This window comes from Bradyrhizobium jicamae, from assembly GCF_018130695.1.
Taxonomy (GTDB): Bacteria; Pseudomonadota; Alphaproteobacteria; order Rhizobiales; family Xanthobacteraceae; genus Bradyrhizobium; species Bradyrhizobium jicamae_B.
Window position 1 is genome coordinate 36,194 of the sequence record NZ_JAFCJX010000022.1, and the last position, 25,888, is coordinate 62,081.

The 25,888-nt window shown below is 64.4% G+C and carries 32 protein-coding genes; 14 read left to right on the plus strand and 18 right to left on the minus strand.

The annotated features are described in order from the left end of the window. Positions 1-7: 7 nt before the first annotated feature. Positions 8-361, plus strand: coding sequence for a DUF3307 domain-containing protein (locus tag JQ604_RS28325; RefSeq protein ID WP_212363972.1), 354 nt, complete (start codon positions 8-10; stop codon positions 359-361). Positions 362-501: 140 nt separating this feature from the next. Continuing rightward, positions 502-900, plus strand: coding sequence for a hypothetical protein (locus JQ604_RS28330; protein WP_212363973.1), 399 nt, complete (start codon positions 502-504; stop codon positions 898-900). On the opposite strand, the gene JQ604_RS28335 is transcribed toward JQ604_RS28330, so the two are convergent. Beyond that, a complete protein-coding gene (locus JQ604_RS28335; protein ID WP_212363974.1) occupies positions 897-1,220 on the minus strand; it encodes a YkgJ family cysteine cluster protein in 324 nt (107 codons plus the stop codon). The genes JQ604_RS28330 and JQ604_RS28335 overlap by 4 nt on opposite strands. Beyond that, complete coding sequence (locus JQ604_RS28340; protein ID WP_212363975.1) at positions 1,220-1,918, minus strand: helix-turn-helix transcriptional regulator; 699 nt, start codon at positions 1,916-1,918, stop codon at positions 1,220-1,222. Before JQ604_RS28340 ends, JQ604_RS28335 begins: the two co-directional genes overlap by 1 nt. Before the next feature lie 112 nt (positions 1,919-2,030). Between JQ604_RS28340 and JQ604_RS28345 the strand changes: the two genes are divergently transcribed. Together JQ604_RS28345 and JQ604_RS28350 are read left to right on the plus strand one after the other, a co-directional pair. After that, on the plus strand, positions 2,031-2,264 hold the full coding sequence (locus JQ604_RS28345; RefSeq protein WP_212363976.1) for a hypothetical protein: 234 nt from the start codon (positions 2,031-2,033) through the stop codon (positions 2,262-2,264). A gap of 63 nt (positions 2,265-2,327) precedes the next feature. Next, positions 2,328-3,056 carry a glutathione S-transferase family protein gene (locus JQ604_RS28350; protein WP_212363977.1) on the plus strand — a complete coding sequence of 243 codons (729 nt, stop codon included), beginning with the start codon at positions 2,328-2,330 and terminating at the stop codon, positions 3,054-3,056. Here the strand turns inward: JQ604_RS28350 and JQ604_RS28355 are convergent. Further along, the gene (locus tag JQ604_RS28355; protein WP_212363978.1) at positions 3,053-3,688 is read right to left on the minus strand and encodes a pyridoxamine 5'-phosphate oxidase family protein; all 636 of its coding nucleotides are present in this window, start codon (positions 3,686-3,688) and stop codon (positions 3,053-3,055) included. The genes JQ604_RS28350 and JQ604_RS28355 overlap by 4 nt on opposite strands. Before the next feature lie 113 nt (positions 3,689-3,801). Between JQ604_RS28355 and JQ604_RS28360 the strand changes: the two genes are divergently transcribed. Beyond that, on the plus strand, positions 3,802-4,695 hold the full coding sequence (locus JQ604_RS28360) for a LysR family transcriptional regulator (RefSeq protein WP_212363979.1): 894 nt from the start codon (positions 3,802-3,804) through the stop codon (positions 4,693-4,695). Between the two features lie 134 nt (positions 4,696-4,829). On the opposite strand, the gene JQ604_RS28365 is transcribed toward JQ604_RS28360, so the two are convergent. The 4 genes from JQ604_RS28365 to JQ604_RS28380 form a co-directional block, all read right to left on the minus strand. Continuing rightward, positions 4,830-5,270 carry a PaaI family thioesterase gene (locus JQ604_RS28365; RefSeq protein ID WP_212363980.1) on the minus strand — a complete coding sequence of 147 codons (441 nt, stop codon included), beginning with the start codon at positions 5,268-5,270 and terminating at the stop codon, positions 4,830-4,832. Positions 5,271-5,440: 170 nt separating this feature from the next. Next, positions 5,441-5,857 (minus strand): GFA family protein, encoded by a 417-nt coding sequence (locus JQ604_RS28370; RefSeq protein ID WP_212363981.1) that lies wholly within the window; start codon positions 5,855-5,857, stop codon positions 5,441-5,443. Between the two features lie 26 nt (positions 5,858-5,883). Continuing rightward, positions 5,884-6,351 carry an SRPBCC family protein gene (locus JQ604_RS28375; RefSeq protein ID WP_212363982.1) on the minus strand — a complete coding sequence of 156 codons (468 nt, stop codon included), beginning with the start codon at positions 6,349-6,351 and terminating at the stop codon, positions 5,884-5,886. A 2-nt stretch (positions 6,352-6,353) separates the two neighbouring features. Further along, positions 6,354-6,668 carry an ArsR/SmtB family transcription factor gene (locus JQ604_RS28380; RefSeq protein WP_212363983.1) on the minus strand — a complete coding sequence of 105 codons (315 nt, stop codon included), beginning with the start codon at positions 6,666-6,668 and terminating at the stop codon, positions 6,354-6,356. A gap of 182 nt (positions 6,669-6,850) precedes the next feature. Between JQ604_RS28380 and JQ604_RS28385 the strand changes: the two genes are divergently transcribed. Genes JQ604_RS28385 through JQ604_RS28400 form a run of 4 tightly spaced genes read left to right on the plus strand, consistent with a single transcriptional unit; the run spans position 6,851 to position 8,299 of the window. Further along, complete coding sequence (locus tag JQ604_RS28385) at positions 6,851-7,174, plus strand: ArsR/SmtB family transcription factor (protein ID WP_212363984.1); 324 nt, start codon at positions 6,851-6,853, stop codon at positions 7,172-7,174. Then, a complete protein-coding gene (locus JQ604_RS28390) occupies positions 7,171-7,602 on the plus strand; it encodes an SRPBCC family protein (protein WP_212363985.1) in 432 nt (143 codons plus the stop codon). The genes JQ604_RS28385 and JQ604_RS28390 overlap by 4 nt, the downstream gene beginning before the upstream one ends. A 26-nt stretch (positions 7,603-7,628) precedes the next feature. Next, positions 7,629-7,841, plus strand: coding sequence for a hypothetical protein (locus JQ604_RS28395; protein WP_212363986.1), 213 nt, complete (start codon positions 7,629-7,631; stop codon positions 7,839-7,841). Between the two features lie 17 nt (positions 7,842-7,858). Next, positions 7,859-8,299: a DUF1801 domain-containing protein gene (locus JQ604_RS28400; protein WP_212363987.1), complete on the plus strand. Its 441-nt coding sequence runs from the start codon at positions 7,859-7,861 to the stop codon at positions 8,297-8,299. Positions 8,300-8,373: 74 nt separating this feature from the next. On the opposite strand, the gene pobA is transcribed toward JQ604_RS28400, so the two are convergent. Further along, complete coding sequence (pobA, locus tag JQ604_RS28405) at positions 8,374-9,543, minus strand: 4-hydroxybenzoate 3-monooxygenase (protein WP_212363988.1); 1,170 nt, start codon at positions 9,541-9,543, stop codon at positions 8,374-8,376. Between the two features lie 284 nt (positions 9,544-9,827). On the opposite strand from pobA, the gene JQ604_RS28410 reads away from it, so the two are divergent. From JQ604_RS28410 to JQ604_RS28425, 4 genes are all read left to right on the plus strand, one after another. Next, positions 9,828-10,850 carry a TRAP transporter substrate-binding protein gene (locus JQ604_RS28410; protein ID WP_212363989.1) on the plus strand — a complete coding sequence of 341 codons (1,023 nt, stop codon included), beginning with the start codon at positions 9,828-9,830 and terminating at the stop codon, positions 10,848-10,850. 192 nt (positions 10,851-11,042) lie between these two features. After that, positions 11,043-11,537, plus strand: a complete 495-nt coding sequence (locus JQ604_RS28415; RefSeq protein ID WP_212364068.1) for a TRAP transporter small permease — start codon at positions 11,043-11,045, stop codon at positions 11,535-11,537. 6 nt (positions 11,538-11,543) lie between these two features. Beyond that, positions 11,544-12,848, plus strand: a complete 1,305-nt coding sequence (locus JQ604_RS28420) for a TRAP transporter large permease (protein WP_212363990.1) — start codon at positions 11,544-11,546, stop codon at positions 12,846-12,848. Positions 12,849-12,851: 3 nt separating this feature from the next. Next, on the plus strand, positions 12,852-13,313 hold the full coding sequence (locus tag JQ604_RS28425; RefSeq protein WP_212363991.1) for a DUF3237 domain-containing protein: 462 nt from the start codon (positions 12,852-12,854) through the stop codon (positions 13,311-13,313). Positions 13,314-13,400: 87 nt separating this feature from the next. On the opposite strand, the gene JQ604_RS28430 is transcribed toward JQ604_RS28425, so the two are convergent. The 8 genes from JQ604_RS28430 to JQ604_RS28465 all read right to left on the minus strand — a co-directional run bounded on the left by JQ604_RS28430 (position 13,401) and on the right by JQ604_RS28465 (position 22,382). Next, positions 13,401-14,552, minus strand: coding sequence for an ABC transporter substrate-binding protein (locus JQ604_RS28430; RefSeq protein WP_212363992.1), 1,152 nt, complete (start codon positions 14,550-14,552; stop codon positions 13,401-13,403). Positions 14,553-14,640: 88 nt separating this feature from the next. Then, complete coding sequence (locus JQ604_RS28435; protein ID WP_212363993.1) at positions 14,641-15,060, minus strand: acyl-CoA thioesterase; 420 nt, start codon at positions 15,058-15,060, stop codon at positions 14,641-14,643. 24 nt (positions 15,061-15,084) lie between these two features. After that, complete coding sequence (locus JQ604_RS28440) at positions 15,085-15,846, minus strand: SDR family NAD(P)-dependent oxidoreductase (RefSeq protein WP_212363994.1); 762 nt, start codon at positions 15,844-15,846, stop codon at positions 15,085-15,087. A 28-nt stretch (positions 15,847-15,874) separates the two neighbouring features. Continuing rightward, positions 15,875-17,752, minus strand: a complete 1,878-nt coding sequence (locus JQ604_RS28445) for a feruloyl-CoA synthase (protein WP_212363995.1) — start codon at positions 17,750-17,752, stop codon at positions 15,875-15,877. Continuing rightward, the gene (locus JQ604_RS28450) at positions 17,749-18,546 is read right to left on the minus strand and encodes a crotonase/enoyl-CoA hydratase family protein (RefSeq protein WP_212363996.1); all 798 of its coding nucleotides are present in this window, start codon (positions 18,544-18,546) and stop codon (positions 17,749-17,751) included. The genes JQ604_RS28445 and JQ604_RS28450 overlap by 4 nt, the downstream gene beginning before the upstream one ends. A 295-nt stretch (positions 18,547-18,841) precedes the next feature. Next, the gene (locus JQ604_RS28455; protein WP_212363997.1) at positions 18,842-19,573 is read right to left on the minus strand and encodes an ABC transporter ATP-binding protein; all 732 of its coding nucleotides are present in this window, start codon (positions 19,571-19,573) and stop codon (positions 18,842-18,844) included. Beyond that, positions 19,570-21,336 carry a branched-chain amino acid ABC transporter ATP-binding protein/permease gene (locus JQ604_RS28460; protein WP_212363998.1) on the minus strand — a complete coding sequence of 589 codons (1,767 nt, stop codon included), beginning with the start codon at positions 21,334-21,336 and terminating at the stop codon, positions 19,570-19,572. The genes JQ604_RS28455 and JQ604_RS28460 overlap by 4 nt, the downstream gene beginning before the upstream one ends. Before the next feature lie 5 nt (positions 21,337-21,341). Beyond that, positions 21,342-22,382, minus strand: a complete 1,041-nt coding sequence (locus JQ604_RS28465; RefSeq protein ID WP_212363999.1) for a branched-chain amino acid ABC transporter permease — start codon at positions 22,380-22,382, stop codon at positions 21,342-21,344. Between the two features lie 187 nt (positions 22,383-22,569). On the opposite strand from JQ604_RS28465, the gene JQ604_RS28470 reads away from it, so the two are divergent. Then, positions 22,570-23,088, plus strand: coding sequence for a MarR family winged helix-turn-helix transcriptional regulator (locus tag JQ604_RS28470; protein WP_212364000.1), 519 nt, complete (start codon positions 22,570-22,572; stop codon positions 23,086-23,088). Positions 23,089-23,237: 149 nt separating this feature from the next. Here JQ604_RS28470 and JQ604_RS28475 read toward each other — a convergent pair whose 3' ends face one another. Together JQ604_RS28475 and JQ604_RS28480 are read right to left on the minus strand one after the other, a co-directional pair. Beyond that, positions 23,238-24,521 carry a glycerate kinase type-2 family protein gene (locus tag JQ604_RS28475; RefSeq protein WP_212364001.1) on the minus strand — a complete coding sequence of 428 codons (1,284 nt, stop codon included), beginning with the start codon at positions 24,519-24,521 and terminating at the stop codon, positions 23,238-23,240. A 96-nt stretch (positions 24,522-24,617) separates the two neighbouring features. Then, positions 24,618-25,844, minus strand: a complete 1,227-nt coding sequence (locus JQ604_RS28480) for an ABC transporter substrate-binding protein (RefSeq protein ID WP_212364002.1) — start codon at positions 25,842-25,844, stop codon at positions 24,618-24,620. Positions 25,845-25,888 lie beyond the last annotated feature (44 nt).

Sequence of the window (25,888 nt, forward strand, 5' to 3'; positions counted from 1 at the left end):
GGGATGGATGCTGCTTCTCACCGCCAAGCACATCATCGCCGACTTCATGCTGCAGAACGCCTGGATGGCGATCGGCAAGGATCAGAAGACCGGCTGGGCGATGCCGCTGCTCGCGCACTGCCTGGTCCATCTCGCCACGGCGCTGGCGCTGATTCTCGTGGTGGCGCCGCGGTTCTGGTACGTCGCCTTCGTCGACTTCGTCATCCACATCATCGTCGACCGCGCCAAGGGCATCTGCGCCTCGCGCTTCCACGTCACGCTTGAGTCCGGGCACCCCTGGTTCTGGACCCTGATCGGCGTCGACCAGGCGCTGCACCACCTGACCGGCTTCGCCCTGGCGATCTTCATGGCCGCGAATTAGGGCTGGCCAGGCTTCCGAATCAGTTTTTTGGCGATTCCGATTCGCGCACAGCTGGCAAGCACCCCGGGTGACTACTGACATGGGTGGTTAACCCTTCGTTAGAGAATTGCGCTGCATTTTCCCGGACAGGGAGAACCGCAATGTTTTCAAGCCAGAATGCCTTCGAGAACGATGCCTGCCCGGTCGGTGATGAACTGCTCGGACAGATGTACCGCGCCAATCCCAACGGCCTGTCGCTTTTGGTTGGCAATGTCTCGCCCGACGCCCGCGCCATGCTGGCGCTGTTCTGCTACAAGCGCAGCCATCTGCATGCGCTGGCGCTGGCGATCGCGACCAGCTGCACCGAACGGGATCTGATCCATTTCGGCGGCCGCGTCGGTTCCACGCTCTACGCGTTGTCGCGCGAGCCGGTCCGCTCGGCTTCGTCGTCGCATGGCGGCCGCAAGCCGATCACGCTGTCGACCAAGCCGCTCTCGGCCTTCGTGCCGATCGTCGATGAGCTCGACGACGAAGAGCTGACCGAAGCGGTCACCGCCTAGGACGCGGGGAGCAGCGGCAGCCCGTGGCGGCGCCGCGCCATCGCGCATTCGGCATCGCCGGGCATGCAGGTCCGGCATACGTCCGGCCGCACGGCGTAGACCTCGCAGCGCGTTGCCTCACCGACCTTACCTGACAGCGCCGAACAGCGGTCGCCGTCGCAGCGCATCCCCGACTGCCGATCGTTGACGAACCTTGCCGGGATCAGGTCGAGCTGCGCGTCTTCCTCGACCGTGAAGCGCGGCCAATTCGCCGAATAGCTGCAGCACGCCCCGCAGGACTGGCACGGGCTCTCGCTCGCTTGATTGAGCTCCGTCGCCATTAGGTATCCTTCGGCGCTTCCCACACCATGCTGCGCCGCCAGCGCGCCCGGAGCAGGTCGCGCCGCTCCGGATATTTGTCGTCGTGATAGATGGCGGTGATGACGCGGTCGGTGCGGAAGCTGCGGAAATCCTTACGCAGCTCGCAGAAGGCGGCGAGCAGCCGCACCGCTTCGTGATAGCCGACCGCGATCGGCCAGATCGTGCGCTCGGTGTTGCGGCCGTGCTCGTCGCGGTAGTTCAGCGTGATTTTTTTGCCTTCATGAATCTGGCTGCGCGTCTTGACCATGTCGATCCGGTCCGGCTCGCGATTCCAGGCCGAGCGGGCGCGGCTCGCCGGCTCCAGCACGAACGGGCGCAGGCGGTCGGGCACGGTCTCGGCGATCTTGGCCATCAGATCCTCGGCCGCGCGCGCCAGCGCAGGGTCGGCATGGCCGATCACCCATTGCGCGCCGAGCACGCAGGCCTCGATCTCATCGGGTGTCAGCATCAACGGCGGCAGGTCGAATCCCTTCTCCAGGATGTAGCCCATGCCGGCCTCGCCGCGAATCGGCACCCGCTGCTCGATCAGGGTCGCGATGTCGCGATAGATGGTGCGCTTCGAGGTCTCGAGCTCGGCCGCGATCGCGTCAGCCGTCAAGGGCTTACGGGTGCGGCGGAGCACCTGGATGATTTGAAACAGCCGGTCGGCGCGTCGCATGGTCGGTCTCGTCGGTCGTCTTTTCCGTCAGCTACCTCACTGCTGCTGACAGCATGTTGGCAGCAGGGGGCGGCTATATCAGGACAACACCTCAAGTGAAGGGAATTTGTCCATGACGAATCTTGATGAACTCGGTTTCCAGCGGACCCGGACCTTCGCGCTGGAACAGTTGATGACTGTGTATGCCACCTCCGGCGACCTGCGCTGGGCGTTGATTGCGGCGTTTGCGCAATCGGTTAGCGCGGCCTGGTCGTACGGGCGATCGCGGGTGATCAGGCTGGTGCGCGGGGCGGTTCGCCGCCTCGCGCCGCTCGGCCCGTATGACCGCGAATGTACTTATTGCTGACACCACGCTGGCAGCAGGGCGCCACTAGCGTCGACCTCTATCTCAGGCAATCAGGAGCTTCCGATGATTACGTTGTACGGTTTTGGCGCGGGCTTTGGCTTGCCGGAAATGAGCCCCTTCGTGACCAAGACCGAGGTCCAGCTCAGGATGGCCGGGCTCGATTATCGCAAGGAAAAGGCGATGCCGCCGGCCTCGCCGAAAGGCCAGCTGCCGTTCATCATCGATGACGGCGAAACGGTCGCCGATTCGACTTTCATCCGCGCCCATATCGAGGGCAAATACGGTTTCGATTTCGACGCGCCGCTGAGCCTGCAGGCCCGCGCACAGGCCTGGGCGTTCGAGCGGATGATCGAGCACCACGTCTACTGGGCGCTGGTCGGCGCGCGCTGGGTCGACGATGTCAATTTCGCCAAGGGTCCGGCACACTTCTTCGACGGCGCGCCCGATCACATGCGCGACAAGCTGCGCGAGGACGCGCAGTTCCGCGTCGCCGAGAACTATCTCCTGAGCGGCCTCGGCCGCCATGCGCCGGACGATGATATCGATCTCGCGATACGCTCGCTGTTTGCGATCTCGGTGCAACTCGGCGACAAGCCCTATCTGTTCGGCAATTCGCCATGCGGCACCGATGCCACCGCGTTCGGTGCGCTCGCCGGCATTTTGACGCCGTTCTTCGACTCAGTCCTGCGTGAGCGCACCGAAAAATTCGGCAACCTCACAGCCTATGTCGAGCGGATGATGCTGCAATATTACCCGGAGTTCGTCTGGACGCCGCAGCAGCAGGCCGCCTAGCTGGTTGTGACCGGAGCGGGCTGGCCCTTCAATGCGGCCAGCTCGGCTTCGAGTTCGGCGATCCGTCCGTCGCGCGCGGCGAGTGCCGCCGCAACATCGGCCGCATCGAACTTCTGCGGAATGTGCTGCGGGCAGTTGGTGTCCCATGCGGCAATCCTGAACAGGATCACCTGCTCCGCCCGGGCCCTGTAGCCCTGCGGCATCAACGACCGCGTCAGCGCCGGATCGTCCTCGACCACGCGCGCCTCGCCCCAGATCTTGACGCGTTGGCGATGCGCGTAATCCATCACGAAGATATGCGCCCTGGGATTCTCCGAGAGATTGCCCTGCGTGATGAACTGCCGGTTGCCGCTGTAGTCGGCGAACGCGATCGTCGACTTGTCGAGGATCTTGATGAACCCCTTCGGCCCGCCGCGATGCTGGATATAGGGCTGACCGTCCGCGGAGGCGGTCGAGAGATAGAAGCTGTTGGTGTTGGCGAGGAACGTGCCGAGGTTCTCGTCGATCTCGGTCCGCCAACCACCGTGCGCCTCCACATCGGCATAGGCCTCGCGCGAGCCTTTGCGAGTCTGGATCTGCTTCACCGCCGGGGTGAAGGCGACATCGCTGGAATAGGTCTGAGCATCCGACATCGAAACCTCCCAGACGCCGACGCGTCCTGTTCGGCCTCCAACATAGACGTTCTCGAAATCTAAATAATCCGGAGCATTGACACTTCACTATTGCCAGATATGCAATAGTGAGCATGGACCGGATAGAAGCCATGGAGGCCTTCGTCGCGGTGGCGGATCTGCAAGGGTTCGCCCCGGCCGCCCGCAAGCTCGGCCTGTCGCCGTCGGCCGTGACCCGGCTGATCGCGGCGCTCGAGGAGCGGCTGGGCGCGCGGCTGCTGCAGCGAACCACCCGGCAGGTGACGCTGACCGACGCCGGCTCTCGCTATCTGGAACGGGCGCGGCGGATCCTGGCCGATGTCGACGAGGCAGAGAGCGCGATCGAGGGTGAGCGGACACGGCCTGAGGGGCGGTTGGTGATCTCCGCGCCGTTCGGATTCGGCCGGATGCATGTCAGCCCGGTCGTCACGGCCTACCTCAAGCGCTACCCCGACGTCGGCGCTGATTTGCGCCTGTCGGACCGCCGGATCAATCTCGTCGAGGACGGCGTCGATCTTGCGGTCCGCATCGGCCATTTGCCGGATTCGACGCTTGTGGCGCGGCATGTCGGGCAGATGCGGCGAATCATCGTGGCGTCGCCCAGCTATCTGAAGGCGCGCGGCGAGCCGAAGCATCCAACCGAGATTCCCTCTCATGACACGATCGAGTTCGGCGCCATGACCTCCGGGCCCGACTGGCGCTTCCAGGACGCCGGCGAGGATATCCGCATCACGATCACGCCGCGCTTCTCCACCAACAGCTCGGATTCCGCAGTCCAGTATGCCGAGCAGGGCGGCGGGCTGACGCGGGTGATGTTCTATCAGGCCGCGGAATCACTGAAGGCCGGTCGCGTGAAAATCGTGCTCGCGTCGTTCGAGCATCCGGCCGTGCCGATTCACATCGTCTATCCGACCTCGCGGCTGTTGTCGGCCAAGGTGCGCACCTTCATCGATCTCGTCACCGAGATCAGCGACTGGCACTTCGGTTAGGTCTCGTGCCCCGGACGCGGCGCATCACGTCAGTGGTGCGACGCAGAGCCGAGGCCCATGTTGCCGTACGGTGTGGGCCCCGGCTCTGCGGAGCAGCATTGCACGCTGCACCGCGTCCGGGACACGGGACCGGATCACGCCGGCTCCTGCTTCGGCACCACGCGGAACGTGCCGTTGGCACGGGCGATGGTGACGTCGTCGGCCTTGATCAGGCACTGCGCGAAGCAGATCGTGCTGCCGGTCTTGATCACGTCGCTCTCGATCGCGAGCCACTGCCCGATCTTGGCGGTGCCGATGAAATCGACGGCGAGCGAAATCGTCACGAACGATGTCGTCCAGCCGGTCGCCTGCGCGCAGCTATAGCCCATCGCATTATCGGACAGCGCCGCGATCAGGCCGCCATGAATCAGGCCGCGGCCATTGGTGTGCGGCTTGGCTAGCCGCAGGCCGATGATGACGGCCTTGTCGGTCTTCCTGGCATAGAGCGGCGCCCAGGCATCGGTGACCGGGCTGTTGCGGAAGTGCGGTTCGAAGCCCGCGGGGACCTCGGGGAGGGTGGTCGTATCTGTCGTCATCGGCATCTCGCAATCTGCGTTCGTTGTGCGCCATTGAACGCGATGTCGATGACATCTGCACCGCCTACAAAGTTTTAAACGGGATTTGCAGGAGTGTTTGAATGAAGCGGTGTTTGAATGAGCCGCGTCGGCACAAAGCACGACGCGGCCCTCCGCAACCGCGCCCGAATTCAGCCGGTCGGCATTCGTTCGAATGTCTTCAACGCGGGATCGATCCTGTCCCACGCATGGCCGCGGATGCTGTAGGTGAGCACCTGCGGGTTGAACAGGCCGGGATCGTCCAGGCTGGTCGCGGGGATCGAGAACAAATCCGGCATCGCCGCGAAGGTCAGATAGACCGGCGTTCCGCAGGTCGGGCAGAAGGCGTGGATCTTCTCGTTCCCGCTATCGCCGGCCACGCGCCACTCGGACGCCGTGCCTGATATCTTGACGTCGGCGCGCTGCGGGAAGGTCAGATAGGAACCATGCCCGGTGCCGCTGCGCTTCTGGCAATCCGTGCATTGGCAGTGGTTCTCGAAAATCGGCGCACTTCGCGTCTCGTAGCGGATCGCGCCACAGGCGCATCCGCCGGCATACATCCTGGCCATGATTGTGCTCCTCCGATGTCGCTGGGTCACGCCGTCTTCGGCTTGGCGAAGACATCGAGGCCGCGGCCGGTTTCCAGCAGGGATTTCAAGCTGGAGAGAACCACTGGCCAGCCCTTGCTGATGCCCTTCGCCATGCCGCTGTCGGCTTCGAGCTCGTCATGGGTGACGGTAAGCTTCACCATGTCACCGTCGTAGTCTTCGAGGTCGAACGTCACGCGGCTGTAGCTTGCGGGATCGTTGGCTTGCGACGGGCTCGCCCAGGTAATGACCAGGCGCGAAGGCGGCGCGACCTCGACGACCTTGCCGACGATATTGACGGTCCGCTCCTCGTTGTCGCGGACATGCTCCCATCTCGAGCCCACCTTCCAGTCGGAGACGTTCGCATGGCCCCAGTAGCGCCGTGCGATCTCCGGCCTGGTGATGGCCTCGAACACCTTCTCGCGTGTCGAGCTGATGTAGGTCACGTAGACAAAGCTGGTGGTCTGTTTGCTCATACTCACTCTCCTTCGAGCTCTCTCTTCAAATCGTGCAGCAGGCTGAGCCGCCCGCGTTCGAACTTCCGCACCCACCGCTCGTAGACATCGTGGAGCGGCACGGGGTTGATGAAGTGCAGCTTCTCGCGGCCACGCTTGACCGTGCTGACCAGATTAGCCGCCTCCAGGATCTCGAGATGCTGCGTGGCGGATTGCCGGGCCATATCGAGATTTTCGCAGAGCTGGCCGAGCGTCTGCCCGTTGTTCTCGCAGAGAAGGTCGAGCAGCCTTCGCCGCGTCGCATCGCCCAGCGCCTTGAAAACCTTGTCAGCGTCCATTGGTCTTGCTCGCATGCGAACATAATATGCAGGCAAATACCTGCATGTCAAGGGCAGGCATTTGCCTGCATATGGCGCTCCGCCTGATCGGTGGGCGAAACCGCAAATCTGCGACATTCCCGCTTGACCAATCCATAACTCATCGGTTATGGATTAACTCATAGCTGGTTGGTTATGCATTTATGGCGAATGCCCACGACACCCTGTTCCGAACGCTTGCCGATCCGACACGGCGGGCGATCTTCGAGCGCTTGTGCCGCGAGGGCGAGCAGACGGTCGGGGCTTTGACGGCGCGGGCGAAAATCTCGCAGCCGGCGGTGTCGAAACATCTCGGCGTGCTGAAGCAGGCCGGGCTGGTGCGTGACCGGCACGAGGGACGCCAGACGCACTACAGCGCGCAGCTTGCTGCGCTGGCGCCATTGATCGACTGGACCAGCCAGATGACCGGCTTCTGGCAGAAGCGGTTCGATGATCTCGAGGATTTGCTGAAAAGGATGGACCAATGATGAGTACCGCCACCGAAGTCCGCTCCGTCGTCGTCGAGCGCGAGTTCCCGCATCCGCCGGAGAAGCTGTGGCGCGCGCTGACGCAGCCGCACTTGATGGAGGAGTGGCTGATGAAGAACGACTTCAAGCCGCAAGTCGGCCATCAGTTCAATCTGCGTGGCGATTGGGGCGGCGTGCTGGATTGCGAGGTGCTGACCATCGAGCCCGAGAGGACGCTGGCCTACACCTGGAACTTTGCGCATGCCGACGCAGCCTTCAATCTGAAGAGCGTGGTGACGTTCACGCTGACGCCGTCGGGCGCCGGCACCCATCTGCGGGTCGAGCAGGTCGGCTTCCGGCCGGACCAGAAGCAGGCCTATGGCGGCGCCCATGCCGGGTGGAAGCAGTTCCTCGAGAAACTCGATCAGGTCCTGGCGCGGCCCAATTGAATCGCGTGTTGTCAAAGGAGGCCCCATTGAACTGGAACATCATGATTCGGCAGGTTCACCGCTGGCTGTCGATCGCCTTCACGTTGGCCGTCATCGTCAACATCGTCGCGATGGTGCAGCAACAGCAAGCCGTGTGGATCGGTCTGCTGGCCCTGTTCCCGCTGATCTTGCTGATGCTCACCGGGCTCTACATGTTCGCGCTGCCCTATACCGCGACATGGCGTAACGGCCAGGCGTGACGGTCGGAGTGGGTGCAATGAAGAAAGCCGCGACAACCACGAAGAATACCGCAGCCAAGGACGCCGGCGGAGCTTCTCCGTCCCGTCATATCGACGGCAGGATCAAGGAGCTCGGTGACTGGCGCGGCGAGACGCTGGCGCGGATCCGCGCCATCATCAAGCAGGCCGACCCTGAGGTGGTCGAGGAATGGAAGTGGCGCGGTGTGCCGGTGTGGGAGCATGACGGGATCATCTGCACCGGCGAGACCTACAAGGCCGTCGTGAAGATGACCTTTGCCAAGGGCGCCGCGCTGGACGATCCGAAAGGCCTCTTCAACTCCAGCCTCGAAGGCAACGTCCGCCGCGCGATCGACATCCGTGAGGGCGAGACGATCGACGAGAAGGCCTTGAAGGCGCTGATCCGCGCAGCGGTCGAGCTGAACACGTCGCGTCCGAAGAAGAAGTCGAAGAGCGCCTGAGAGGCGCTCAGGCTTCGTCATGACCGGGACAAGCCCGGTCATGACGAATGAAGCTGAGCGCGACGTGGCCGCCGCTAGAACGGCAGCCCGACATAATTCTCCGACAGTGACGTCGACGCCGCCTGCGAGCTGACCAGGTAGTTCAGCTCGGCGATCTGGATGCGTGCGGCGAAGTCGCCTTCGTCGGGGAATCTGTGCAGCATCGAGGTCATCCACCAGGAGAAGCGCACCGCCTTCCAGACCCGCGCCAGCGCGCGGGCCGAATAGCCGTCGATCCCCGCGGACGACTTGTCGTCATAAAACTCGCGGAAGGCCTGCGACAGGTAGTGCACGTCGCTGGCGGCGAGGTTGAGCCCCTTGGCGCCGGTCGGCGGCACGATATGGGAGGCGTCGCCGGCCAGGAACATCCGGCCGAACCGCATCGGCTCGGCGACGAAGCTGCGCAACGGCGCGATGCTCTTCTCGATCGAGGGGCCGATGACCATCTCGTCGGCGGCCTTCTGGTCGACCCGGCGCCTCAGCTCGTCCCAGAACCGCTGGTCCGACCATTGATCGACGTGATCATCGAGCGGGCACTGCACATAGTAGCGGCTGCGCTTGGTGGAGCGCATGGTGCAGAGCGCAAAACCGCGTTCGTGGTTGCTGTAGATCAGTTCCGGCGACACGGGCGGGGTCTCCGAAAGGATGCCGAGCCAGCCGAACGGATAGACCCGCTCATAGGTCTTGAGCGCCGACGCCGGCACGCTGGCGCGGCTGACGCCGTGGAAACCGTCGCAGCCGGCGATGAAATCGCACTGGATTTCGTGGGCCACTCCGTCCTTCACATAGGTGACACGCGGATGGTCGGTGTCGAAATCATGCGGCTTGACCTCGGCCGCCGAGTAGATCGACGTCAGGCCGGCGGCCTTGCGGGCGTTCATCAGGTCGAGCGTGACCTCGGTCTGGCCGTAGATCGTGACCGTCTTGCCGGTCGTGGCGTGCATGTCGATGCGATGCCGCGCGCCGTCGAAGGCGAGCTCGATGCCGTGGTGGATCAGTCCTTCCTGGTGCAGGCGGCCGGCGGCCGCGACCTTCTCCAGCAGGGCCACGGTGCCTTCCTCGAGCAGGCCGGCGCGGATCCGCCCCAGCACATATTCCGGGGTCTGCCGCTCCAGGATGACGTTGTCCACGCCATATGCATGAAGTAGTTGCCCAAGCAACAGTCCGGCCGGACCTGCGCCTATGATTGCTACTTTTGTCCGCAATACTTGCTCCTCCCGATCCTGTAGGTTCGAACCTATACCCGCACAGCAGCCGGCTGTCGTCACCTTGCAATGATGATTATATCATATAACAGTTCTGGCAAGGCCGGTTTGCGCAAGACCTTGCTCTTCGCCGCAGTGCGAGAGGGCGGGACGGCGGGATTCCGGGGATGCGACGCGGTGTCATGGCGGCGTCTTCCGTCTTGATCCCGTCCGCAAAATAGATAACATGTTAAGTAATGAGCGGGCGCCCGACGTCCGCCTGAAGCAAGAGGGAGAGAAGGCCGATGAGGAAGATTGTGTTGGCGCTGCTGTTGGCCGCCGCGGTGACGCCGGCCGTTGGGCCTGCATTTGCGCAGGACAAGACCGTCAATCTGAAAGTGTCGCTGTGGGTGCCGCCGGCGCATCCGCTGGTGCCGGCCACGCAGGCCTGGGCCGCCGACATCGAGAAGGCCTCGGGCGGCACCATCAAGGTGGCCGTGTTCCCCTCCGAGCAGCTCGGCAAGGCGTTCGACCATTACGACATGGCGCGCGACGGCATCGCCGACATCACCTACGTCAATCCCGGCTATCAGCCCGGCCGCTTCCCGATCGCGGCCGCCGGCCAGCTGCCGTTCACCTTCTCGGACGGCAAGAAGGGCACCCTGGCGCTGAACGAATGGTACCATAAATACGCGCCGACCGAGATGAAGGACACCAAGCTCTGCTTCGCCTTCATCCATGATCCCGGCGCGCTGCACGGCAAGAAGAAGATCGTGGTGCCGTCCGACCTCAACGGCGTGAAGGTGCGCCCGGCGCAGAGCACGATCGGTGAAATGGTCAAGATGTTCGGCGGCACCAATGTGCAGGCCTCGGCGCCGGAATCGCGCGACGCGATCGAGCGCGGCGTCGCCGACGAGATCACCTTCCCCTGGGGCTCGATCTTCCTGTTCGGCATCGACAAGGTGGTCAAGTACCACATGGACGTGCCGCTGTACTCGACGGTGTTCACCTACAACATGAACCTCGCCAAGTATAACTCGATGTCGGACGCGCAGAAGAAGGTGATCGACGATCACTGCACGCCGCAATGGGCCTCCAAGGTCACCGATCCCTGGACCGACTTCGAGGCCAACGGCCGCACCAAGATGAAGGCGCTGGAGGGACACGAGGTCTACCCGCTGACGCCGGACCAGCTCGCCGAGTGGAAGAAGGCGGTCAAGCCGCTGCGCGACAGCTGGGCCGAAGCCGTGAAGAAAGCCGGCGGCGACGCCGCCAAGATCGAAGCCGATTTGCAGGCCGCGCTGCAGAAGTTCGGGGCGGGGATTTAAACGATCAGCTTAAGACGTCATGCCCGGCCTTGTGCCGGGCATCCACGTCTTGGCCAAAGCGAAGTAAGTCGTGGATGGCCGGGACAAGCCCGGCCATGACGCGGGGTGGGATTTCGAGCCATGGCTGCCAATACTGAAGTGACCCAAGACGGTGTCATCACCGGTCCGCCCGAGCCGGCGCACAAGAACGTCATGGACCGCTTCATCGACTCCATCGAATGGGTCGCGGCGTTCTTCGTCGGCGTGGTCGCGCTCAACACCTTCACCGCGGTGTTCATGCGCAAGTTCTTTTCGGTGACGATTCCCGACTATTACAATTTCGGCCAGTTCCTGCTCGGCATCCTGATCTTCTGGGGCATCGCGGCGACCAGCTATCGCGGCACCCACATCACGGTGGACCTGGTCTGGGCCAATGCCTCACCGCGCTACCAGCGCTGGATCGACATCTTCGCGACGCTGGTGCTGCTGTTCGTGGTGAGCGTGCAGACCTATACGCTGATCGACAAGGTGATCGACACCCGGAACGGCCACATCGTCACCATGGATCTGGGCGTGCCGATCTGGCCGTTCTTCCTGGTATCGTGGATCGGCGACGTCTCGGCGGTGCTGCTGATCGCGATCCGTACGTATCGGCTGATCTTCCATCCGGAAGACATCCATGACGCCAAGATCAAGACTGCGGAGTAGACGGCGATGTCACCCGAGACTGTAGCCGTCCTCGGCTTTGTCAGCCTGTTCGTGCTGATGCTGCTGCGCGTGCCGGTCGGCATGGCGATGGGCCTCGTCGGCATCACCGGCTTCGGTTACCTGACCGGCTTTGCGCCGGCGCTGAAGCTGATCGGCCAGACCACGATGCGCACGGTGACGGATTATTCCTTCGGCGTGATCCCGATGTTCCTGTTGATGGGCGCGTTCGTCTCGGTCTCCGGCATCAGCCGCGAGCTGTTCCGCGCCGCCAACACCTTTGTCGGCCATTGGAAGGGCGGGCTCGGCATTGCGACGATCGGCGCCTGCGGCGGGTTTGCCGCGATCTCCGGCTCGTCGGTCGCGACCGCCGCGACCTTCTCCGCGGTGGCCTATCCGGAGATGCGCCGCTTCGGCTATCCGCAGTCGTTTGCGACCGGCGTGATCGCGGTCGGCGGCACGCTAGGGGCGATGCTGCCGCCGTCGACCGTGCTCGCGGTCTACGGCATCATCACCCAGCAGGACATCGCCATGCTGTTCATGGCCGGCGTGGTGCCGGGCCTGCTCGCGATCGTGATGCACATGATCACGATCGGCATCATCGGCGTGGCGCGACCGGGATTCCTCCCCGCAGGCAAACGGGCGTCGTGGCACGAGCGCGTGCTGGCGCTGCGCGACGTCTGGTCGCCGCTGCTGCTGTTTTTGTTTGTGATCGGCGGCCTCTATGGCGGCTTCTTCATCCCGACCGAGGCCGGTGCGGTCGGCGCCGTCGGCGCCTTCCTGATCGGCATCCTCCGCGGCAAGCTCACCAAGGATGGCATCCTGCAATCGCTGCTGCAGGCGACGCGCACGGCGGCGGCGGTGTTCACGGTGCTGATCGGCGCGCTCTGCTTCGGCTATTTCCTCACCATCACCCAGACGCCGCAGAACGTCACCGCGTTCCTGACCGGCCTCGGCATCGGCCCCTACGGCGTGCTGGCGCTGATCCTCTTGATGTATCTCGTGCTCGGCTGCCTGATGGACGCGATGGCGATGGTGATCCTCACCGTGCCGATCGTGTTCCCGGTCGTGACCTCGCTCGGCTTCGATCCGATCTGGTTCGGCATCGTCATCGTGATGACGGTCGAGCTCGGCCTGATCCATCCGCCGGTCGGCATGAACGTGTTCGTGATCAAGAGCGTGATCAAGGACGTCAACATGTCGACCATCTTCGTCGGCGTGCTGCCCTTTGTGGTCACGGACCTGATCCGGCTGGTGATCCTGATCCTGTTCCCGCTGCTCGCGACCTGGCTGCCGCATCGCATGGCTGGTTAAATCATGACACCAGAGATTCACACCAAGTACGCCTTCACCATCACCGCGCGCATTGCCGACGTGACGTCGGCGGGCGACATCGGCAGCGGCGTTCGCCGCATCATCCCGATCATCGGCGGCGAGGTGAAGGGCGAGAAGGTGAACGGCAAGGTGCTGGGCTTCGGCGCCGATTTCCAGATCATCCGCCCCAACGAGCTGATCGAGCTGGAGGCCAAATACGCCTTCGAGACCGATGACGGCGCGGTGGTCTATGTCGAGAACAAGGGCATCCGCTTCGGGCCGGTGGATCTGCTGCAGAAGCTGAAGCGCGGCGAGCCGGTCGATCCGGAGCTGATCTATTTCCGCACGGTGCCGAAATTCGAGACCGGCAGCGAGAAGTATCGCTGGCTGATGCAGCACATCTTCATCGCCTCCGCCGCCCGCCACGCCGACCGCGTCGTGATCGACGTGCACCAGGTGCTGTAGCGCCACCCACGCGGCGCCATGAAAAAAGCCGGCCTCGCGAGAGGCCGGCTTTCGTATTCGTAGTTGTATTCGTATTCTTGGCGGGGCTTACATCGCCGGGACGTATTTTCCGTCCTTGACCGTCAGCAGGATGCGCGAACGCTCGTCGAGGCCGTAGCGATCCTTTTCGGTCCAGTTGTAGACGCCCTGCGAGGCGGCGATTTCCTTTTCCGACATGAACGCCTGGCGGATGCCTTCGCGGAATTCCGGCGTGCCGGGCTTGCCGGCCTTCAGCGCCACCGGGATGATGCGCTTCAGCACCTCGAAGGCGTCATAGGAATGGCCGGCGAACTGGCTGCGGCTGTTCGGGCCATACTTGGCTTCATAGGCGGTGTTGAGCGCGAGGCCCGGCTTCTTGGTCAGCGCCGAGTCCGGCTGCGTTTCCGGCGACATCACCGGACCCGAGACCATGATCACGCCTTCCGCCGCCGCGCCCGCGATGCGGATGAAGTCCATGCTGGCGGCGCCGTGGGTCTGGTAGATCAGGCCCTTGTAGCCGCGCTCGCGCAGCGCGGTCTGCGGCAGCGCCGCGGCGGTGCCGGAGGCGCCGACCAGGATCGCGTCGGGATTGGCGGCGACGAGCTTCAGCACCTGGCCCGCGACCGACGTGTCGGTGCGCGCGAAGCGCTCCTCGTCGGCGATGGAGAGGCCCATCGGCACGGCCTGGTTCTTGAAATCGTTGAACCAGAGATCGCCGTAGGAATCGGAGTAGCCGATATAGCCGACGGTCTTGATGTTGTGCGCCTTCATGTGCTCGTAGACCACCTTGCCCATGATCGGCACCGACTGCGGCATGTCGACCGACCACTTGGCGCGTGCCTCGTTGATCGGGAATGGCGCGAGACCGAAATGCGGAATGCCGGCCTCGTTGGCGACCGCCGACACCGCGATCGTCGTCGGCGTGATGCAGCTGCCCATGATGATGTCGGCCTTGGACTCCGTCACGAAGCGCCGCGAATTGGTGGTCGCGGCCGTCGGGTCGCCGCCGTCGTCGAGCACGATCAGCTTCAGCGGCACGCCGCCGATCTCCTTCGGCACGAAGTCGAGCGCGTTGCGTTCGGGGATGCCGAGCGCCGCCGCCGGACCGGTGGTCGAGATCGTGATGCCGATGACGATTTCGTTGCTCTGCGCGAACGCCGGCGCACCTGGCAGTGCGAGAACCGCCGCGAGCACAGCTGTGGCGAGATAAGTCTTCTTCATTCATTCCTCCCTGCGGATATGATTTTTGGTTTTAAGCCGGTTTTTGGAGCCAATTCAGCCCCTTCTTTAGGTCATGAAGGAGTGTAGGTCAGCCCTTCATGAAGCGGTCGATGATCTCCTGCGGAAACGGCGCCGACTTCAATTTGTCGGGATTATCAGGATGCTTGCCGACGAGCACGCGGGTCTCGAACGCCTCGATCGCAAGCCGCTCGCCCTTGAACACGCGGTGCTCGACCTCGAAGCTCGAGCGCTTGATGCTCGCAATCTTCGTCTCGATCTTGATCCAGTCGCCATGGGTCGACGGGATGTGGAATTTCGCCCGCGTGTCGACCATGGGAATGCCGACCAGTCCGTATTTGTGAACGATGTCCTGCTTCGAGAACCCGGCCGCCTCGAACATGATGGCGGTCGAGTCGTCGAACATCGCGAAGTAGCGCGGGTAGTAGACGATGTTGGCGGGGTCGCAATCACCCCACTGGATCTGCACGTCGCGCCGATGGACGAACATGGACTTACCTTAACTTGACCTGGCTTACTTCGGCGCCATCCGGAGCGCGGCATCGAGCCGCACCACTTCGCCGTTCAGGTAGGGGTTGTCGACCATGTGCAGCGCAAGCGAGGCGAATTCGTCGGCAGCGCCGAGCCGGCGCGGGAAGGGGATCGCGGCGGCGAGCGAGTCCTGAGCCTCCTGCGGCAGATTGGCGAGCAGCGGCGTCAGGAACAGGCCGGGCGCGATGGTCAGCACGCGGATGCCGAACTGCGCGAGCTCGCGGGCGATCGGCAAGGTCATCGCGACGATGCCGCCCTTCGAGGCGGCGTAGGCGGCCTGGCCGATCTGGCCGTCATAGGCGGCGACCGAGGCGGTCGAGATAACGACGCCGCGCTCGCCGGTCGACTGCGGCTCGAGCTTGGACATGTCGGCGGTCGCAAGCCGCAGCATGTTGAACGAGCCAAGCAAATTGACCTTGATCACCTTGTCGAAATCGGCGAGCGCCATCGGGCCGTCGCGGCCGATCACGCGCTTGGCCACGCCGATGCCGGCGCAGTTCACCAGCACGCGGGCCGGACCATGCGCGGCGGAGGCCTTTGCCACCGCGGCTTCGGCGGAGGCGGCGTCGGAGACGTCGCAGATCACGGCGACGCCGCAGATCTCGGCCGCGACGCTCTCGGCGAGCTTTTCATTGAGGTCGCAGACCGCGACCTTGGCGCCTTGCGCGGCCAGCTTGCGTGCGGTGGCGGCGCCCAATCCCGATGCGCCTCCGGTGACGATGGCGGCTTGATCCTTCAACTGCATGTGTCTCTCCCTGGATCCTGTGAAAATTTTAGCGTGCGGTGATCACGGACGCCGGCGGCGTCTCGGCATAAATCGACTCGACCAGGACGCTGCGATTCTCCAGCACCGCGCGCTGGTTGATAGAGCCCTTGTCGGTGACCTCGCCACGATCGATCGATAGCGGCGTGTCGAGCAGCACCGCGCGGCTGATGCGGGTCGACGAGCCGGTGGCGCCGGCGAGAAACTCCGCGAAGCGTTCGCGGAAGGCGGCGCGCACGATCGGATCGTTGGCGGCGGCGGCGAGATCATTGGCCGGAAGCTGCGGATTGATCAGGCGGCAGCCGTCGAGGTCGAGCACGACCAGTGCCGAGATCTCGTCGCGGTTGATACCCGCGATCACGGCGTCGCGCACCAAGGGCGCGCAGGTGCCGACGAAGCGCGCGCGCAAGGGACCGACGCTGACCCAGGTGCCGCTCGCTAGCTTGAAATCCTCGCCGACGCGGCCGTCGAAATCGAGGCCGGCATTGAAGTCATCGGGATCGACCGGCTTCAGGGCGTCGCCGAGCTTGTAGAAACCTTCCTCGTCGAAGGATTTCGCCGTTATCTCGGGCTGCCGCCAGTAGCCGGGCATCACGTTCGGGCCCTTGGCGCGAACCTCGAGCTTGCCGTTGTTCGGCACCAGCTTGGCGTCGTTGCCCGAGACGGGGAGGCCGACATGGCCGGAGCGGCTGGTGGCTGGTCGTACCGACATGAAGAACGGCGAGGTCTCGGTGGCGCCGAGCCCCGTGAGCATCGGCACGCGATAGCCCTTCTCCTGCACTGCCAGCTCGTCCAGGCTGTTCCAGATGAACGGCGACAGTGCAGCCCCCGAGAAGAACATCGCATGCAGCCGGTCGAAGAACTTTGCGCGCAGGCTCGCATCGTCGCGCAGATAGGGCAGCAGCGACTCGTAACCCTTGGGGACGTTGAAATAGACGGTCGGCGAGATCTCGCGCAGGTTTCGCACGGTCTCCTCGATGCCGCCGGGCATCGGCTTGCCCTCGTCGAGATACATCGAGCCGCCATTGTAGAGCGTCAGCCCGATATTGTGGTTGCCGCCAAAGGTGTGATTCCACGGCAGCCAGTCGACGATCACGGGCGGCTCGTCCTTCAGGAACGCCAGCGTCTCGCGCAGCATCACCTGGTTGGCGCAGATCATCCGCTGGGTATTGATCACGGCCTTCGGATTGCCCGTCGAGCCCGAGGTCAGCAGGAATTTTGCGATCGTGTCCGGCCCGATCGCGTCATGGGTGGCGTCGAGCTGCGCGTGCTCCGCCGTCGCGATCAGGTCGGCGAGCCTGGTCACGTCGCGGCCGGGCACGGCGCCGCGGGTGGCGGCAATCTCGGTGCCGGGTGAGACGTTGGCAACCAGCGCATCGGCGAACTTGTCGGCGTCGTCGACGAAGACGAGGCCGGGCGTCAAGAGCTTCATCAGATAGGACAGCTTGCCGTAGTCGCGCGACACCAGCGAATAGGCCGGGGATACCGGGCAGAACGGCACGCCGGCATAGAACGCGCCGAAGGCAATCAGCACGTGGTCGATCGAGTTGCCCGACAGGATCACGATCGGCCGCTCGGCCGAGAGCCCGCGCGCGATCAGCGCGGAGGCGATATGCCGTGTCGTTTCCAGGAGCTGCGCATAGGTAATCTTGCGCCAGCCGCCGCCTGAAACACGCTCGGCCATGAACACGCGGTTCGGCTCGGCCTTGGCCCAGTGATGCAGGCGGTCGGTGATGCGGGTGGGATATTCGAGCAGTTTTGCCTTCGGGCGCAGATAGATTGTGCCGTTGTCGCCGCGCTCGACCGTGACCTCGGGGTTGCCGAACGAGATCGGCCGCAGCGGATGTACGCTAGTGCCGGGCGCTGGCGTCTTGGGCTGGGCGCTCATGTCGGCTTCACCTTGGCGGTCTTGCGGTCCAGAAACGCGCGGATCCGCTTCTTGGCTTCCTTGTCGCTTTGCGCAACGGTCGCCATCAGCGATTCCATCAACAGGCCGGTCTGCGGATTGGCTTCCGCGATCATCGGCAATGCCTGCAGCACGGCGAAATTGGTCAGCGGCGCATTCGCCGCGACCCGCTCGGCCAATTCCAGCGCCTTGGGCAGCGCACCGCCATCTTCGGTGAGATATTGCGAGAAGCCGTAGGCCGCGCCTTCGGTCGCGGAATAGACCCGGCCGGTCAGCATCATGTCGGCCATGCGGGGCACGCCGATCAGCCGCGGCAGCCGCACCGAGCCGCCGCCGCCGACGAAGATGCCGCGCTGGCCCTCGGGCAGCGCGAAGTATGCGGACGGTTCGGCGACGCGGATATGCGCCGCGCAGGCCAGCTCCAGCCCGCCGCCGATCACCGCACCCTTCAGCGCCGCGATCACGGGCACGCGGCAATACTGGATGCGGTCGAACACGCGATGCCACATCTGGGAATGGATGAGACCTTCGGTCGCATCGCGCTCGCTGAGCTCGGACAGATCGAGGCCGGAGGAGAAATGGTCGCCGATGCCGTGGATGATCACGGCGCCGATCTCGTCGGGAATCGCGGTGAAACAGTCACGCAGCGCCAGGATGATGCCGTCGTTCAGCGCATTGCGCTTGGCGGGACGGTTGAGCCCGATGGTCAACACCGCGCCCTTGGTCTCGATCTTGAGCAGCGATGCATCACTCGCGGCGGAGGCGGCGTTTCCCATGGCTTTATTACTTCCTGTCCAGAATGATTATATTTTATAACGATCTCACGAAGAGTCAATGGTGGCCTCTTCACCTCTCCCCGCCCTTTTGCGGGGAGAGGTCGGATCGCCCTCGGGCGATCCGGGTGAGGGGCCGTGCACGATGTTGCCATACAATCAACCTCTCCGACTCCGCGATTGCCCAGTCGGCAGGCTGCGAGCTTGTGATGGGCAGTCTGCCTCGCCCCTCACCCGCCGCCTGCGCTGCGCTCCGGCGTCGACCTCTCCCCGCAGAAGGGCGGGGAGAGGTGAAAGGCTAGATCGCGCTCTCACCTTCGTGCTGGAAGCCGAGATAACTTGCCGCCACGCGGCTGTTGGACGCGATCTCCTTGGCCGAACCCGACAGCACGAACTCGCCGAGCTCCATCACATAGGCGCGGTCGGCGATCTTGAGCGCGGCCTGCGCATTCTGCTCGACCAGCAGCACCGAGACGCCGGCAGCACGCAGCTCGCCGACGATGCGGAAAATGTCGGCGACGATGATCGGGGCAAGACCGAGGCTTGGCTCGTCCAACATCAGCAGCTTCGGTGCGCCCATCAGCGCGCGGCCCATCGCCAGCATCTGCTGCTCGCCGCCGGACAGCGTGCCGGCGAGCTGCTTGCGCCGTTCCTTCAGGCGCGGAAACAGCGTGTAGACCCGCTCCAGCGAGGCCGCGGCGGTCGCCTTCGAGATCCGGAAAGCGCCGAGCTCGAGATTGTCCTCGACATTCATGGTGCCGAACAATTCGCGATGCTCTGGCACGAGGCTTAAGCCCGCAGCGACACGGTCCTCGATATCCAGCGGCGCCATGTCGGTGCCGGCGAAGCTGGTGCGGCCCTTGAGCGGGAATACGCCCATGATGGCGTTGAGCAGGGTGGTCTTGCCGGCGCCGTTGGCGCCGATGATGGTCACGATCTCGTTGTCGGCGACGTCGAGCGAGACGCCGCGCACGGCCTCGACCTTGCCGTAGGAGATGTGGACGTCGCTGACCGTCAACAGCGCACTCATGCGGCAGCTCCGAGATAGGCCTTGATCACATCGGGGTTGGTCTTGATCGAGGCCGGCGTGCCCTCCGCGATCTTGGTGCCGAAATCGAGCACCACGATGCGGTCGGCGAGATCCATCACAAAGCCCATATCGTGCTCGACCAGCAGCACCGACATGCCGCCGTCGCGCAGCTGCCGCAGCAGGGCGGCGAGGCGCTGCTTCTCCATGTGGCGCAGGCCGGCAGCCGGCTCGTCGAGCAGCAGCAGCATCGGATCGACGCAGAGCGCGCGGGCGATCTCGACGATGCGCTGCTGGCCGAGCGACAGCGAGCCGGCGAGCTGGTCGATCTGGTCGGTGAGGCCGACGCGCGCGATCTGGCGGGCGGCTTCCGCCAGCAGCTTCGCTTCTTCGGCACGGTCGAACCGGAACATGCTGGTAACAGCGCCGGACGACCCGCGCAGATGCGCGCCGATCGCGACATTCTCCAGCACCGTCATATCGGGCACCAGCTTGACGTGCTGGAAGGTCCTGCTGACGCCGAGCTTCACCACCTCCTGGGGCGGTGCGTTCTCGACTTCCTTGCCGCGCACAAAGATCTTGCCGCTGGTCGCGGTCAGCACGCCCGTGATGAGATTGAAGGTGGTGCTCTTGCCGGCACCGTTCGGGCCGATCAGCGCCACGATCTCGCGGGCGTTGACGTCGAAGGAGACGTCGTTCACGGCGGTGACGCCGCCGAACTGTTTGCGCGCCTTCTCGATGTGCAGCAGCGTCTCCGAGGTCGCAGCCGCGCGTTCGCGCGTCTCGAGCTTCAGGGACGTATCCGGCTTCTTGCTGGCCGGCTTGATCGAAAGCCGCGCCATCAGCCACGGCCAGACGCCTGATGGGGCGAGCTGCAGCAGCAGCACCAGCAGGATGCCGAACACGATGGTCTCGAGCTGGCTCTGGCCGCCGAAAATGTAGGGCAGGTAGCTCTGCAGCACTTCTTTCAGGACGATGACGACCCCGGCGCCGAGCACGGCCCCCCAGACGTACCCGGCGCCGCCCACGACTGCGATGAAGAGATATTCGATGCCGGCCTGCGCGCCGAACGGCGTCGGGTTCGCGGCGCGCTGGAGGTGCGCATAGAACCAGCCGGACAGGCCGGCGAGCACCGCGGCGTAGATGAACACCAGAAGCTTCGCGCGCGGCGTCTGCACGCCAAAGGCTTCGGCGGCGATATGGCCACGGCGCAGCGCGCGGATCGCGCGGCCGGTGCGGGAATCCAGCAGGTTCATGGTGAGGATCGCGGCCAGGAGCACGCCGATCCAGATCGCGTAATAGATCGTATCCGGGCTCAGCATCCTGAACGACCCGATCGACAGCGGCGGAATGCCGGAGATGCCATCATTGCGGCCGAGGAATTCGAGCTTGCTGAACAGATAGAACAGGCCGATGCCCCAGGCGATGGTGCCGAGCGGCAGGTAATGGCCGGAGAGGCGAACTGTGACGATGCCGAGCAGCACCGCGGCGATGCCGCTGACCAGGAGCGAGGCGGGCAATGTCAGCCAGGGCGAGACGCCATAGGCCGTGGTCAGCACTGCCGTGGTATAGGCGCCGAAGCCGCAGAACGCGGCCTGGCCGAACGAGGTGAGGCCGCCGACGCCGGTGAGCAGCACCAGCCCCATCGCCACCAGCGAGGCGAGGCCGATATTGTCCAAGAGCACGATCCAGAACGGCGGGATGCCCGGGATCAGCGGGATCACCGCCATCAGGGCGGCGAAGATGACGAGAGGAAGCCGCTGCATCGCGCTCAATCCTTCTCTTCTTCGACCGCGGGCGCCGCGAGCGAGCGCAGCACCAGCACGGGCAGGATCAGCGTGAACACGATGACTTCCTTGAAATTGCTGGCATAGAACGAGGAGAAGGCTTCGACCGTGCCGACCAGGATGGCCGCGACCGCGGTGAGGGGGTAGCTGACCAGGCCGCCGATGATCGCGGCGATGAAGCCCTTCAGGCCGATCAGGAAGCCGGTGTCATAATAGAGCGTCGTGATCGGTACGATTAGAATGCCGGAGATGGCGCCGATCACCGACGCCAGCAGGAAGGCGATCTGGCCCGACAGCGTGGTGCGGATGCCGACGAGGCGCGCGCCGAGCCGGTTGACGGCCGTGGCGCGCAGAGCCTTGCCCATCTTGGTGAAGCCGAAGAACAGCCACAGCCCGACGATGAAGGCGATGGTCAGGCCGTAGACCGCAAGGCTCTGGCCGGTGAAGACCAGCGGGCCGGCCGGCACCGAGGCCTTCGACAGCGCAGGTCCGCGCAGGCCTTCGGCGCCGAAGAACACGAGGCCGAGGCCTTGCAGCGCCAGATGGCAGCCGACGGAGGCGATCAGCAGCACCAGCACGGACGTGTGCGCGATCGGCTGGAACGCAATGCGATAGAGGAATACGCCGATCGCCGCGACGATCAGCAGCGCCAGCGCAATGTTGACCGCGATCGGCGTGGTCGGCCCGGCGAGCCTGGTGGTGGCGATGAAGAGCGCGATCGGAAACACGATGTTGAGCGCCGCCGAGCGCGCGATCTTGCGCAGATGCAGCGCCTTGCGTGCGGCATAGAGATCAAGCGCAAAGGCGACAAAACCCATCGCGACCGCGAGCCGCACCGTGCCCGGCACCTGGCCGGTCGCGAGCATCGCGTAGCTCAGCGCGCCATAGGTGACGAATTCTCCTTGGGGAATCAGGATGACCCGCGTCACCGCGAACACCAGCACCAGCGCCAGGCCGAGTAACGCGTAAACCGCGCCATTGGTGATGCCGTCCTGCAGCAGGAACAGCAAGATCGTCGTATTCAAGGCCGAGCGCTCCCCCTTTTGGGCGTCCGCATCCGGCGCTCACGTTGGGTGCGACGGCCGGGGCGGCGAATGACGGCTGTTGAAAAGCCGGTGATATTTGATATGGTCCATAACAATTATCAAATATAATCTCAAGGCCCGCGCACGCCGTGCGCAACCATCCTAGCGGGATTGCGAGTTCCGAGCGATGACCGTTTCCAAGACCGCCGCCGATACTGCCAGACCCTCCCGCGCGTCACGGAAGGACTTGGTCGAGCCCGCCGCCGACGACAGCGTGCTCCAGCTCGGCGAACTGGCCGGGCTGCTCGGCTATTCGCTCAAGCGCGCCCAGCTCAAGGTGTTCGAGGACTTCCTGCGCTGCGTGGCGCCGCTGCAGCTGACGCCGGCGCAGTTCTCGGTGCTGCTGCTGCTCGACAAGAACCCCGGCCGCAACCAGACCGAGATCGCCAACACGCTCGGCATCCTCCGCCCGAACTTCGTCGCCATGCTCGACGCGCTGGAGAGCCGCGACCTCTGCAGCCGGATGCGCTCGGCCAACGACCGCCGCTCCCACATCGTGGTGCTGACCGAAAAGGGCCGCGCGGTGCTCGCCCGCGCCAAGAAGTTCGTCGCCAACAAGCACGAGGCCCGCCTGATCGAGGTGCTCGGCCCCGAGCACCACGCGCTGATGCTGGAGATGCTGGCGAAGCTGGCGCGGGAGTTTTGAACCGGGCTCGCCGCCTGCGCTCCCCGGATGCTGCGCAGCGCGTAGCGGTGCGCTGCTGGTCCGGGGCCCATCCGTCGTCATGGACAGACCTGGGTCCCGGCTCTGCGGAGCAGCGTTGCACGCTGCACCGCGTCCGGGACACGAGAGCATCAATCCACCAAAATCACCCGGACGTCATTCACATTCGTCAACGTCGGTCCCGTCAGCAACAGATCGCCGGTCTTCTCAAAGAACCCCGTCGCGTCGTTGTTCTCCAGGTAAGCCTTCGGATCGAGCCCGAGCGATTTCATCTTCGCGAACGTCGCCTGGTCGATGATCGCGCCGGCCGGGTCGCTGGCGCTGCCGGCGCCGCCGTCGGCGCCGTCGGTGTCGGCGGCGAGCGCTGAAACGTTCGGCGTGTCCTTCAGGAGATCGGTGAGTGCGAGGGCGTATTCCTGGTTGGGGCCGCCGCGGCCGTTGCCGCGCACGGTCACCGTGAGCTCGCCGCCGGAAAGGATCGCGATGCGCTTGCCTTCGCTGCGGGCCTGCAGCGCCATGCTTGCATGCGCGGCGGCGACCTCGCGGGCCTCACCCTCGAGATCGGCGCCGAGCTCGATCGTGGCGTAGCCGGCGTCGCGCGCGACTTTTGCCGCGGCTTCGAAGGAGGCGCCGGGTTTTGCGATCAGCTCGAACGTTGCGCGGGCGAACGCGGGATCATCAGGCTTGCAGCTTTCATTCCTGGGATCATCGAGCGCGCGGCGGACCGCGTCGTCGATCGTGAGATTGTAGCGGGCGACGAGGGCGCGGGCGTCCGCGAGCGTGGTCGGATCGGGTACCGTCGGCCCGGAGGCAATCGCGGAGGGATCGTCATGCGGCACGTCCGAGATCGCGAGCGTCACGATCTCGGCGGCGTGCCGGCCGGCGCGGGCGAGGCGACCGCCCTTGATGCGCGAGAGATGCTTGCGCACCACGTTCATCTCGCCGATCGGCGCGCCGGAGCGGAGCAGCGCGCGGTTGACTTGCTGCTTCTGCGCAAAGCTCACGCCCTCGACCGGAGCAATCCAGTTCGCCGAGCCGCCGCCGGTGAGCAGCACCAGCAGCAGGTCGTCGGCGGTCGCTTCCGCGGCGAGCTTCAGCGTGCCGTCGGCGGCCCTCAGCCCGGCCTCGTCGGGCACGGGATGGCCAGCCTCGATCACCTTGATCCGCCTTGTCGGCACGCCATGGCCGTGACGCGTGGTGGCGATGCCGACGAGGCGCGACGGATCGAGCTTGAGCACGTCGAGATAATGCCGCTCGGCGGCCTCCGCCATCGCGCCGGCGCCCTTGCCGGCGCACAGGCAGATCACCCGTCCCTTCGGTACGGGGCGCAGATGCGCCGCCAGCACGACATCGGGATGCGCGGCTGCGACCGCAGCATCGAAGATGGAACGCAGGAAGGAACGTCGGTCGGTCATGATGATACTCGCGAGCTTGCCGCGGAAGGATAAAGCAAAACCCCCTGCGATTGTATCGCAGGGGGCTCGATTTTCCACGATATGGGAAGACTAGCCTTAGCCGTTGGCGTCGGCGCTGATCACGTCGCCGAACAGTTCCCACTTGTCGCCCTTGAATTTCATCAGCTGCAGCTGGCTGATCGGGGCGAAGTCGGTCGGGCCGGTGTTGATCTTGATGCCGGGCAGCAGCACCTCGGTGCGGAAGTCCTTCAGGCTCGCGGCCTGCTTCATGACGTTCTCGCGGGTGAGGTTGTCGCCGCACTGCTTCAGCACCTGCACCAGCGTCTGCGCGACGCCGAAGCCGACCACGGTGCCGCCGTCGAGCTTGTCACCCTCCGGGAAATCCTTGGCCATGAAGGCGTAGAACTCCTTCATGCCGGCGTCATTGTCCCACTGCTTGTCGGAGGCATCCTTCAGATAGGCCGCCGAGATGATGTCCTGCGCATTCTCGTAGCCGGCCGGCTTCAGCACGCTGCCGACCGAGGCCGAGACGTTGTTGAGGAAGTGGGTCGGCTTCCAGCCGATCTCGGCATTCTTCTTGATCGCCTGCGCCGCGAATTTCGGCGTGGTGATGTTGATGAACACGTCGGCGCCGGTCGACTTCATCTTGACGATGTGGGAGTCGATGGTCGGCTCCGAGGTTTCGTAGCTCTCCTCGACGACGATCATCGAGGCGCCCTTGGCGCCGAGGCCGTCCTTCAGGCCCTTCAGATAGTCCTTGCCGTAATCGTCGTTCTGATAGAGCACGGCGATCTTGGCGTTCGGCATGTTCTTCAGGATGTACTTCGCATAGATCTGGGTTTCGCTCTGGTAGTTGGGCTGCCAGCCCATGGTCCAGGGGAAGTCCTTCGGGTCGTTCCACTTGGTGGCGCCGGTGGCGACGAACAGCTGCGGCACCTTCTTGGCGTTCATGTATTTCTGGATCGCCGAGTTCGGTGGCGTGCCGAGCGAATTGAAGATGAACAGCACCTCGTCGCTCTCGACCAGCTTGCGCGCCTGCTCCACCGTCTTCGGCGGCGAATAGGCGTCGTCATAGGAGACGAAATTGATCTTGCGGCCGTTGATGCCGCCGGCGTCGTTGATCTTCTTGAAATAGGCGGCCTCGGTCTTGCCGATGATGCCGTAGGCCGACGCCGGGCCCGAATAGGGCATGATGTTGCCGATCTTGATCTCGGTGTCGGTGGCGCCGGTGTCGTATTTCTTCTGTGCCAGTGCGCCGCCCGTCGAGGCGGCCATGAATGCGAACGCGGCCGAAAGCACCGCAAGTTTTTTGGTAGCGGACATTAATGTCTCTCTCCCTGTTATGGTCTGATGTGCCGTGGCCCTCG

Bases quoted from the DNA above. Each gene is read 5' to 3' on its own strand.
- JQ604_RS28410 (WP_212363989.1), top strand. From the start codon at position 9,828: ATGAGGAAGATTGTGTTGGCGCTGCTGTTGGCCGCCGCGGTGACGCCG.
- JQ604_RS28330 (WP_212363973.1), top strand. From the start codon at position 502: ATGTTTTCAAGCCAGAATGCCTTCGAGAACGATGCCTGCCCGGTCGGT.
- JQ604_RS28385 (WP_212363984.1), top strand. From the start codon at position 6,851: ATGGCGAATGCCCACGACACCCTGTTCCGAACGCTTGCCGATCCGACA.
- JQ604_RS28345 (WP_212363976.1), top strand. From the start codon at position 2,031: ATGACGAATCTTGATGAACTCGGTTTCCAGCGGACCCGGACCTTCGCG.
- JQ604_RS28375 (WP_212363982.1), bottom strand. From the start codon at position 6,351: ATGAGCAAACAGACCACCAGCTTTGTCTACGTGACCTACATCAGCTCG.
- JQ604_RS28365 (WP_212363980.1), bottom strand. From the start codon at position 5,270: ATGACGACAGATACGACCACCCTCCCCGAGGTCCCCGCGGGCTTCGAA.
- JQ604_RS28435 (WP_212363993.1), bottom strand. From the start codon at position 15,060: ATGTTCGTCCATCGGCGCGACGTGCAGATCCAGTGGGGTGATTGCGAC.
- JQ604_RS28450 (WP_212363996.1), bottom strand. From the start codon at position 18,546: ATGGGAAACGCCGCCTCCGCCGCGAGTGATGCATCGCTGCTCAAGATC.
- JQ604_RS28425 (WP_212363991.1), top strand. From the start codon at position 12,852: ATGACACCAGAGATTCACACCAAGTACGCCTTCACCATCACCGCGCGC.
- JQ604_RS28430 (WP_212363992.1), bottom strand. From the start codon at position 14,552: ATGAAGAAGACTTATCTCGCCACAGCTGTGCTCGCGGCGGTTCTCGCA.
- JQ604_RS28390 (WP_212363985.1), top strand. From the start codon at position 7,171: ATGATGAGTACCGCCACCGAAGTCCGCTCCGTCGTCGTCGAGCGCGAG.
- JQ604_RS28370 (WP_212363981.1), bottom strand. From the start codon at position 5,857: ATGGCCAGGATGTATGCCGGCGGATGCGCCTGTGGCGCGATCCGCTAC.
- JQ604_RS28460 (WP_212363998.1), bottom strand. From the start codon at position 21,336: ATGCAGCGGCTTCCTCTCGTCATCTTCGCCGCCCTGATGGCGGTGATC.
- JQ604_RS28420 (WP_212363990.1), top strand. From the start codon at position 11,544: ATGTCACCCGAGACTGTAGCCGTCCTCGGCTTTGTCAGCCTGTTCGTG.
- JQ604_RS28360 (WP_212363979.1), top strand. From the start codon at position 3,802: ATGGACCGGATAGAAGCCATGGAGGCCTTCGTCGCGGTGGCGGATCTG.
- JQ604_RS28440 (WP_212363994.1), bottom strand. From the start codon at position 15,846: ATGCAGTTGAAGGATCAAGCCGCCATCGTCACCGGAGGCGCATCGGGA.
- JQ604_RS28340 (WP_212363975.1), bottom strand. From the start codon at position 1,918: ATGCGACGCGCCGACCGGCTGTTTCAAATCATCCAGGTGCTCCGCCGC.
- JQ604_RS28445 (WP_212363995.1), bottom strand. From the start codon at position 17,752: ATGAGCGCCCAGCCCAAGACGCCAGCGCCCGGCACTAGCGTACATCCG.
- JQ604_RS28455 (WP_212363997.1), bottom strand. From the start codon at position 19,573: ATGAGTGCGCTGTTGACGGTCAGCGACGTCCACATCTCCTACGGCAAG.
- JQ604_RS28355 (WP_212363978.1), bottom strand. From the start codon at position 3,688: ATGTCGGATGCTCAGACCTATTCCAGCGATGTCGCCTTCACCCCGGCG.
- JQ604_RS28325 (WP_212363972.1), top strand. From the start codon at position 8: ATGCTGCTTCTCACCGCCAAGCACATCATCGCCGACTTCATGCTGCAG.
- JQ604_RS28415 (WP_212364068.1), top strand. From the start codon at position 11,043: ATGGACCGCTTCATCGACTCCATCGAATGGGTCGCGGCGTTCTTCGTC.
- JQ604_RS28350 (WP_212363977.1), top strand. From the start codon at position 2,328: ATGATTACGTTGTACGGTTTTGGCGCGGGCTTTGGCTTGCCGGAAATG.
- JQ604_RS28480 (WP_212364002.1), bottom strand. From the start codon at position 25,844: ATGTCCGCTACCAAAAAACTTGCGGTGCTTTCGGCCGCGTTCGCATTC.
- JQ604_RS28475 (WP_212364001.1), bottom strand. From the start codon at position 24,521: ATGACCGACCGACGTTCCTTCCTGCGTTCCATCTTCGATGCTGCGGTC.
- JQ604_RS28335 (WP_212363974.1), bottom strand. From the start codon at position 1,220: ATGGCGACGGAGCTCAATCAAGCGAGCGAGAGCCCGTGCCAGTCCTGC.
- JQ604_RS28380 (WP_212363983.1), bottom strand. From the start codon at position 6,668: ATGGACGCTGACAAGGTTTTCAAGGCGCTGGGCGATGCGACGCGGCGA.
- JQ604_RS28400 (WP_212363987.1), top strand. From the start codon at position 7,859: ATGAAGAAAGCCGCGACAACCACGAAGAATACCGCAGCCAAGGACGCC.
- JQ604_RS28470 (WP_212364000.1), top strand. From the start codon at position 22,570: ATGACCGTTTCCAAGACCGCCGCCGATACTGCCAGACCCTCCCGCGCG.